The 8,106-nt window shown below is 68.3% G+C and carries 8 protein-coding genes; 4 read left to right on the top strand and 4 right to left on the bottom strand.

Annotated features, from left to right (window positions below):
- Positions 1-245: 245 nt before the first annotated feature.
- A complete protein-coding gene (gene thpR, locus SPR02S_RS12270; protein ID WP_020684170.1) occupies positions 246-803 on the bottom strand; it encodes an RNA 2',3'-cyclic phosphodiesterase in 558 nt (185 codons plus the stop codon).
- Positions 804-842: 39 nt separating this feature from the next.
- Between thpR and SPR02S_RS12265 the strand changes: the two genes are divergently transcribed.
- The gene (locus tag SPR02S_RS12265; RefSeq protein WP_019057258.1) at positions 843-1,355 is read left to right on the top strand and encodes a GNAT family N-acetyltransferase; all 513 of its coding nucleotides are present in this window, start codon (positions 843-845) and stop codon (positions 1,353-1,355) included.
- A 39-nt stretch (positions 1,356-1,394) separates the two neighbouring features.
- Here SPR02S_RS12265 and SPR02S_RS12260 read toward each other — a convergent pair whose 3' ends face one another.
- Together SPR02S_RS12260 and SPR02S_RS12255 are read right to left on the bottom strand one after the other, a co-directional pair.
- Positions 1,395-2,666, bottom strand: coding sequence for an MFS transporter (locus tag SPR02S_RS12260; RefSeq protein WP_019057257.1), 1,272 nt, complete (start codon positions 2,664-2,666; stop codon positions 1,395-1,397).
- A 230-nt stretch (positions 2,667-2,896) separates the two neighbouring features.
- Complete coding sequence (locus SPR02S_RS12255) at positions 2,897-3,334, bottom strand: MarR family winged helix-turn-helix transcriptional regulator (RefSeq protein WP_026150457.1); 438 nt, start codon at positions 3,332-3,334, stop codon at positions 2,897-2,899.
- Between the two features lie 154 nt (positions 3,335-3,488).
- Between SPR02S_RS12255 and SPR02S_RS12250 the strand changes: the two genes are divergently transcribed.
- Positions 3,489-3,671, top strand: a complete 183-nt coding sequence (locus tag SPR02S_RS12250; RefSeq protein ID WP_026150456.1) for a hypothetical protein — start codon at positions 3,489-3,491, stop codon at positions 3,669-3,671.
- Positions 3,672-3,690: 19 nt separating this feature from the next.
- Here SPR02S_RS12250 and SPR02S_RS12245 read toward each other — a convergent pair whose 3' ends face one another.
- Complete coding sequence (locus SPR02S_RS12245; protein WP_019057254.1) at positions 3,691-5,085, bottom strand: NCS2 family permease; 1,395 nt, start codon at positions 5,083-5,085, stop codon at positions 3,691-3,693.
- 133 nt (positions 5,086-5,218) lie between these two features.
- On the opposite strand from SPR02S_RS12245, the gene SPR02S_RS12240 reads away from it, so the two are divergent.
- Positions 5,219-5,509 carry a DUF2530 domain-containing protein gene (locus SPR02S_RS12240; RefSeq protein ID WP_019057253.1) on the top strand — a complete coding sequence of 97 codons (291 nt, stop codon included), beginning with the start codon at positions 5,219-5,221 and terminating at the stop codon, positions 5,507-5,509.
- 137 nt (positions 5,510-5,646) lie between these two features.
- Positions 5,647-8,043 (top strand): cation-translocating P-type ATPase, encoded by a 2,397-nt coding sequence (locus SPR02S_RS12235; RefSeq protein WP_019057252.1) that lies wholly within the window; start codon positions 5,647-5,649, stop codon positions 8,041-8,043.
- The last annotated feature ends 63 nt before the right edge of the window (positions 8,044-8,106 follow it).

The following is an 8,106-nucleotide window of genomic DNA, read 5'->3' as shown; positions in this document are numbered from 1 at the left end:
GCCCCCGCCCGGCGGAGCCGAACGCCGCCCCGGAAGCCTCGCCTGGAAAACGCCGCTCAGGCAGACGCCCTTAAGGGGCGCGGGGAACTGCGCGACCAGCCACACTCGGCCCGAAGCCGAAATTCGACCCGCAGTTCCCCAGTCCTCACTTACCAAGCGCCGCCGCAAGCCCCACGACAACGAACAACAGCACAAGCACACCGGCCATGATCCGGTTCCGGGTTTTCGGGTCCACGTACCCGAGCCTAACCGCCCGCCCCCAGCCCCCAACGCCCGACCACCTCGTACCGCGGCTGCTCCCCCGGCACACCCGACCTCGGCAGGTTGCTCCGCACCAACGCCACCTCACTCACCGTCCACGAACGACCCGCGAAGTCGTCGAGCCGGTCGAGATACGGCCGGACATCCATGGCGTCCCGGCCGCGCGCCACGGTGAGATGGGCCCGGTACCGCCGGTGCTCCCCCGTCGCCGCAGCCTCCTCACAACGCTCCGCGAGCTGTCGTAGGGCCGACACATCGCCCGCCACCCCCGCCCACAGCGCCCGCCCGTCCCCGAACTGCCCACCCCCACGCACCGCCAGCCCGAACGGTGCGGCCCGGCGCGCGGTCCGCTCCAGGCCGGCCGACAGTTCCGGTACGACGTCCTCGTGGACCTCGCCGTAGAAGGCAAGCGTGAAATGCCACCCCGGCCGGCCCGTCCAGCGGAGCGCCTCCGCACCCGGGAGGCCCCTCAACTCATCGACCACCACGGCGAGTTCGGCAGTAACGTCCTCCGGGGGCAACACCGCGGCGAAGAGTCTCATGCGCACCAGACTGCCACTGCCGACTGCCACTATGGAGTCATGGCTATCAGCATCAGAGACGGCGGCCCCGACGACATCCCCGCGATACTCGGCATGTTCGACAGCGCCGTGGCGTGGCTCGTCGCGCAGGGGCGGACCGGGCAGTGGGGGACCAAGCCGTGGTCGGAGAACCCGAAGGCCGTGGCGATGGTCGAGCGGTACGTGGCGCAGGGCTCGCCCTACATCGCCGAGATCGACGGCACCCCCGTCGGCACGCTCACCCTCACCGACTCACCGGGGTCGTACATCGACGCCGTGGACGAGCCCGAACGGTACGTCCATCTCCTCGCCTCCGACCGGCAGTTCAAGGGCCACGGCGTCGGCAGCGCCCTGCTCGCGCACGCGGCGGAGGAGACGCGGCGGGCCGGGATCTCCCTGCTGCGGGTGGACTGTTACGCCGGGGACGACCGCAAGCTCGTCGCCTACTACGAGGGCAACGGGTTCACCGCGACCGAGGCGTTCGTCGTCGGGGACGACAAGTGGCCGGGACAGGTGCTGGCCCGGAGGGTGTAGCACGCCCTCCAGGCCAGTCCTGCCACGTCACGTCAACTCTCAGGCCGCCGTTGCCAGTTGCTCCCGCTCGCGCGGGACGAAGGCGACGCTCGGGTGCCCGTGGTTCCAGTCGAACGACAGCCGCAGGTCGCCGATCCGGGCCAGGATCACGCCGATCGTGGCCGCGGCGAGGGCCGCTATGACGCCGCCCAGGGCGAAGCTCACTCGGGGGCCGTAGGCGTCGGTGATCCAGCCGACGATCGGTGCGCCCACCGGCGTACCGCCCATGAAGACCATCATGAACAGGGCCATGACCCGGCCGCGCATGGCCGGGTCGGTGCCCATCTGGACGGCGGTGTTGGCCGTGACGTTGACCGTCAGGCCGAAGATGCCGATCGGGATCATGAGCAGGGCGAACAGCCAGTAGGAGGGGGCCACCGCGGCTACGACCTCAAGGAGGCCGAAGGCCGCCGCCGCCGCGATCAGGACGCGGAGGCGGGTGGTGCCGCGGCGGGCGGCGAGCAGGGCGCCGATCAGGGAGCCGACCGCCATCAGGGTGTTGAAGAGGCTGTACGCGCCGGCGCCCGCGTGGAAGATGTCGTCCGCGTAGGCCGACAGCCACACCGGGAAGTTGAAGCCGAAGGTGCCGATGAAGCCGACGAGGACGATCGGCCAGATCAGGTCGGGGCGGCCTGCGACATAGTGCAGGCCCTCGCGGAGCTGGCCCTTGCCGCGCGGGGCGCGGTGAACGGCCTTCAGGTCGCGGTTGCGCATGAGGAGCAGGCTCGCCAACGGGGCCACGAAGGACAGGCCGTTGAAGAGGAACGCCCAGCCCGTGCCGACGCCGGTGATCATGACGCCCGCGACGGCGGGGCCGACCAGGCGGGCGGACTGGAAGTTCGCCGAGTTCAGGCTGACCGCGTTCTGCAGCTGCTCGGGGCCGACCATCTCGGAGACGAAGGACTGGCGGGCCGGGTTGTCGACGACCGTCGCGAGGCCCACGGCGAAGGCGGCGACGTAGACGTGCCAGACCTGGACGTGGCCGGAGAGGGTCAGGAAGGCGAGGGCGAGGCCGGTCAGGGCCATCGCGGACTGCGTGACGAGCAGCGTGGGGCGCTTGGGCAGCCGGTCGACGAGGACACCGCCGTAGAGCCCGAAAAGCAGCATCGGCAGGAACTGGAGGGCGGTCGTGATGCCTACGGCGGCGGAGGAGCCGGTGAGGCTGAGGACCAGCCAGTCCTGGGCGATGCGCTGCATCCAGGTGCCGGTGTTGGAGACGACCTGGCCGATGAAGAACAGGCGGTAGTTCCGGATCTTCAGCGAGCTGAACATCGAGGACTTACCAGGTGGGGTGGGCGGGGAGTCGGGGGTGGCTGGCGCGGGGGCGGAGTCTGCTCCGGGTCCCGAACTCAAAAGGTCGCCTCCTCTTTCTTTTGCTCGTTCGCCTACGGGGCGCTTTCTGCCGGTGTCGAGAGCCCGACCGTGCTCGACCCTTCGGGCCTCCGCGCGCTCGACCTCTCGACACCGGCGCGCCCCTACGGCTCACTCGCGCATAGACGGACTTACAGGTGTGCGAGTTTCTCCAGCACGGGGGCGGCGGCGACGATCTTCGCCCACTCGTCCTCGTCGAGGCCGTCGACCAGGCCGGCCAGGAACGCGTTGCGCTTGCGGCGGCTCTCTTCGAGCATCGCCTCGGCCTGGGGGGTCTTGGTGACGACCTTCTGGCGCCGGTCCTCGGGGTGCGGCTCCAGCTGGACCAGACCCTTCGCTTCGAGCAGCGCCACGATGCGGGTCATCGACGGCGGCTGCACATGCTCCTTGCGAGCGAGCTCGCCAGGAGTCGCGCTGCCGCAGGTGGACAGGGTGCCGAGCACCGACATCTCGGTGGGGCTCAGTGACTCGTCGACCCGCTGGTGCTTGAGTCGACGGGACAACCGCATCACGGCTGATCGCAAGGAGTTCACAGCGGCAGCGTCGTCGCCATGGGTTAGGTCCGGCATGTTCTTTAGCGTAACTCATTACTCTCGCTAAAGACCAATGGCGACACGCCGAGATGCCCGTGACCCTGGCCACTGAACCCTTCCGTCACCCATATGAGTGATACCGACGCGGAACGTCACGCGCCGCCGCGAACCGCCCCGGACCCTCGTCTACATGGGGACCAGCGTGCTCAGCCTGCGGATAGACGGGGAGCTGCTCGAACGGCTCCGCCACCATGCCTCGAAAAGGGGAATGAGCGTCCAGGACTATGTGGTCCAGACGCTCATTCGGGACGACTTCGACGAGCGGTTCCAGACCGCGGTCGAGGAGACGGAGAAGTTCTACGGGGTCACGTGAGGGCCCGTAGGAACGCGGGTCACGTCAGACCCAGCGCCGGCATCAGGTAGTAGAACCCGAACACGGCCGCCACGACGTACATCGGCACCGGGACCTCCCGGCCCCGGCCCGCCACCAGCCGTAGCACCACGAAGGTGATGAAGCCCATGCCGATGCCGTTGGTGATCGAGTAGGTGAACGGCATCATCACCATCGTGATGAAGGCCGGGATCGCGATCGTGTAGTCGGCCCAGTCGATCTCCTTGACGGAGCCCGCCAGGATCAGGAAGCCCACCGCGAGCAGGGCCGGGGTGGCCGCCTGGGACGGGACCATCGTGGCGATCGGCGTGAGGAACAGCGCTACGGCGAAGAGCGCGCCCGTGACGACGTTCGCGAAGCCCGTGCGGGCGCCCTCGCCGACACCCGCCGTGGACTCCACGAAGCAGGTGGTCGCGGAGGACGAGCTGGCACCGCCGGCCGCGACCGCGATGCCGTCGACGAAGAGGACCTTGTTGATGCCGGGCATGTTGCCCTCGCCGTCGGTCAGCCTGGCCTCGTCACTGATGCCCATGATCGTGCCCATCGCGTCGAAGAAGCACGACAGCAGGACCGTGAAGACGAAGAGGACGCCGGTCAGCACACCGACCTTGTCGAAGCCGCCGAACAGGCTGAACTTGCCGATCAGGCCGAAGTCCGGGGTGGCGACCGGGTTTCCGGGCCACTTCGGGGTGGTCAGGCCCCAGGAGGGGATCGTCGCGACCGCGTTCACGATCACCGCGAGGACGGTCATCGTGACGATGGAGATCAGGATCGCGCCGGACACCTTGCGGACGATCAGCCCGAGGGTGAGCAGGACGCCGAGGATGAAGATGAGCACCGGCCAGCCGTTGAGGTGACCGTCGGCGCCGAGCTGGAGCGGGACGGTGGTCTGGGCGGCGTCCGGGATGCGGGAGATGAACCCGGAGTCCACGAGCCCGATCAGCATGATGAACAGGCCGATACCGATCGAGATGGCCTTGCGCAGTCCGTACGGCACCGCGTTCATCACGCGCTCGCGCAGCCCGGTGGCGACCAGCAGCATCACGACCAGACCGGCCAGCACGACCATGCCCATCGCGTCCGGCCACGTCATGCGGGGCGCGAGCTGGAGGGCGACGACGGAGTTCACGCCGAGTCCGGCGGCGAGCGCGATCGGTACGTTGCCGATGACACCCATGAGGAGGGTGGTGAACGCGGCCGTCACGGCCGTCGCGGTGACCAGCTGGCCGTTGTCCAGGTGGTGCCCGTACATGTCCTTCGCGCTGCCGAGGATGATCGGGTTGAGCACGATGATGTACGCCATCGCGAAGAAGGTGGCGAACCCGCCCCTGATCTCACGGGGGAGGCTGCTGCCCCGTTCGGAGATCTTGAAGTAGCGGTCGAGGGCGGTCTGCATTGGATGTTCCTACGAGCAGAAGTGGACAGACGGAAACCGTTTCAGTATGAACATATGAAGACGTCAGGCGCTATCTCCGCGCGTAGACACACGGAGATCTCTTTGTGTTGCGGTCGCCTCGTAAGCTGGGGTCATGGCGAAGTGGACACCGACACACGAGGCACCGGAGCCCCTTGAGGGCCCGATCGTCCCGACGATCATCGGCCTCACGATCCTCTGGTTCGTCCTCTTCCTGGTACAGCTCCCCTTCTACGGCTGGTACGACGACCACGGCCACCTGTGGTGGCTGTGGACCTGCCTGGCCGGGGCCGGCCTCGGGCTGATCGGCATCTGGTACGTCCGGGGGCGCGACGCGGCGCTCAAGCGGCTGGCGGCCGAGGCGGCTGCTTCGGCCACGGAGACCCCCTCCCCTGCTGCGGAGTGAGGAGCTCCTCCTGCTGCGGAGTAAGGAGCTTCCCCTACACCCCTGGCATCACCCCGCACCGCCCGCTGTCCTCCCCTGGTCGGATCTTCCGGGCACTCGGCGGGTGAAGCCGTAAATCCGCACGTACCGTCGAATGCATGACGCACACCGACGCGGGCGCCGAACTCGACCCTGTGCACCCCGTGCCCATCCCGGCGCGGCGGGCCCATGGACTCAGCACCGCCGAGGTCGCCGAGCGGGTGGCGCGCGGGGAGGTCAACGACGTCCCGGTGCGCAGCAGCCGTTCGCTCGGCGAGATCGTGCGCGCCAACGTCTTCACCCGGTTCAACGCGATCATCGGCGTGCTGTGGCTGATCATGCTGTTCGTGGCGCCGGTCCAGGACAGCCTGTTCGGGTACGTGATCATCGCCAACACCGGGATCGGGGTCTTCCAGGAGTGGCGGGCGAAGAAGACCCTCGACTCCCTCGCGGTGATCGGCGAGGCGAAGCCGACGGTACGGCGTGACGGGGCCGCGGTGGAGGTGAGCACCTCCGAGATCGTGCTGGGTGATCTCATCGAGATCGGGCCCGGTGACAAGGTCGTGGTCGACGGGGAGTGCGTCGAGGCCGACGGTCTGGAGATCGACGAGTCGCTGCTCACCGGTGAGGCGGATCCGGTGGTCAAGCGGCCGGGGGATGCCGTCATGTCCGGGAGTTTCGTCGTGGCCGGCGGTGGCGCGTTCGAGGCGACGAAGGTGGGGCGCGAGGCGTACGCGGCCCAACTCGCCGAGGAGGCCTCGCGGTTCACGCTCGTCCACTCCGAGCTGCGGACCGGTATCTCGACGATCCTCAAGTACGTGACGTGGATGATGATCCCGACCGCGATCGGCCTGGTCATCAGCCAACTGGTCGTCAAACAGCACGGGTTCAAGGACTCGATCGCGCGGACGGTGGGCGGGATCGTCCCGATGGTCCCCGAGGGGTTGGTGTTGCTCACCTCGGTGGCCTTCGCGATCGGTGTCATCCGGCTTGGCCGGAAACAGTGCCTCGTCCAGGAACTTCCGGCCATCGAGGGGCTCGCCCGCGTCGACACGGTCTGCCTCGACAAGACGGGCACGCTGACCGAGGGCGGGATGGACGTCACCGAGTTGCGCCCGCTCGGCGGGGCCGACGAAACGTACGTACGCAAAGTCCTGGGTGCGTTGGGCGAGTCGGACCCGCGGCCGAACGCGTCGCTTCAGGCGATCATCAACGCCTATCCGGACAGCGGGGAGTGGCGGTGCGTGGAGTCGCTGCCGTTCTCGTCGGCGCGCAAGTACAGCGGGGCGTCGTTCAGCGAGGGTGACGGGGAGTCGAGTACGTGGTTGCTCGGCGCCCCTGATGTGCTGCTGGATGCGGATGATCCGGCGCAGGCGGAGACCGGGCGGCTCAACGAGCAGGGGCTACGGGTGCTGTTGCTGGCGCGGGTCTCGGGTGAGCTGGATGATCCCGGGGTCGCGCGGGGGGCCTCGGCGACGGCGCTGGTGGTGTTGGAGCAGCGGTTGCGGCCCGACGCGGCGGAGACGTTGGCCTATTTCGCCGAGCAGGATGTGCACGCGAAGGTCATTTCCGGGGACAACGCGGTGTCTGTCGGGGCGGTGGCGGGGAAGCTCGGGCTCACCGGGCAGGTCGTGGACGCCCGTCAACTCCCCTCGGATCAGGAGGAGATGGCCAAGTCCCTTGACGAGGGGACGGTGTTCGGGCGGGTCACTCCGCAGCAGAAGCGGGACATGGTGGGGGCGTTGCAGTCCCGCGGGCACACGGTCGCGATGACCGGGGACGGGGTGAACGACGTACTCGCCCTGAAGGATGCCGACATCGGGGTGTCGATGGGGTCGGGGTCCGAGGCGACCCGGGCTGTCGCGCAGATCGTGTTGCTCAACAACAGCTTCGCTACGTTGCCTTCGGTGGTCGCGGAGGGGCGGCGGGTCATCGGGAACATCACTCGGGTGGCGACGCTGTTCCTGGTGAAGACGGTGTACTCGGTGTTGTTGGCTGTGCTGGTGGTGTGCTGGCGGGTTGAATATCCGTTCCTGCCGCGGCACTTGACGTTGTTGTCGACGTTGACGATCGGGATTCCGGCGTTCTTTCTTGCGCTGGCGCCCAACACGGAGCGGGCGAAACCGCACTTCGTGCGGCGGGTGATGCGGTACTCGATCCCGGGTGGGGTGATTGCCGGGGCGGCGACCTTCGTGACGTATCTGATCGCCCGTCACCACTACACGGGGAAGGGGTCGTTGGCGGCGGAGACGAGCGCGGCGACCCTGACGTTGTTCCTGATCTCGATGTGGGTGCTGGCGATCATTGCGCGGCCGTACACGTGGTGGCGGGTGGCGCTGGTGGCGTCCATGGGGGCGGCGTTCGTGGTGGTGCTGGTCGTGCCGTGGCTTCAGCACTTCTTTGCGCTGAAGTTGGTGGGGGTGACCATGCCGTGGGTTGCGGTGGCGATTGCGGGGGTGGCGGGGGTTGTGCTGGAGCTGGTGTGGAGGCTGGTTGATCGGCGGGGGGCGGCTTGAGTGGGCGGTGGGTGCGTAGTTCGTCGGGTGCGGGACGGTGGGGGCTGGTCGCGCCCACGAGGC

Source organism: Streptomyces prunicolor NBRC 13075 (assembly GCF_000367365.1).
In the GTDB taxonomy this organism is placed as follows: Bacteria; Actinomycetota; Actinomycetes; order Streptomycetales; family Streptomycetaceae; genus Streptomyces; species Streptomyces prunicolor.
The sequence above is the reverse complement of the archived record's forward strand: the minus strand, read 5'-3'. Positions and strand labels throughout refer to the sequence as shown.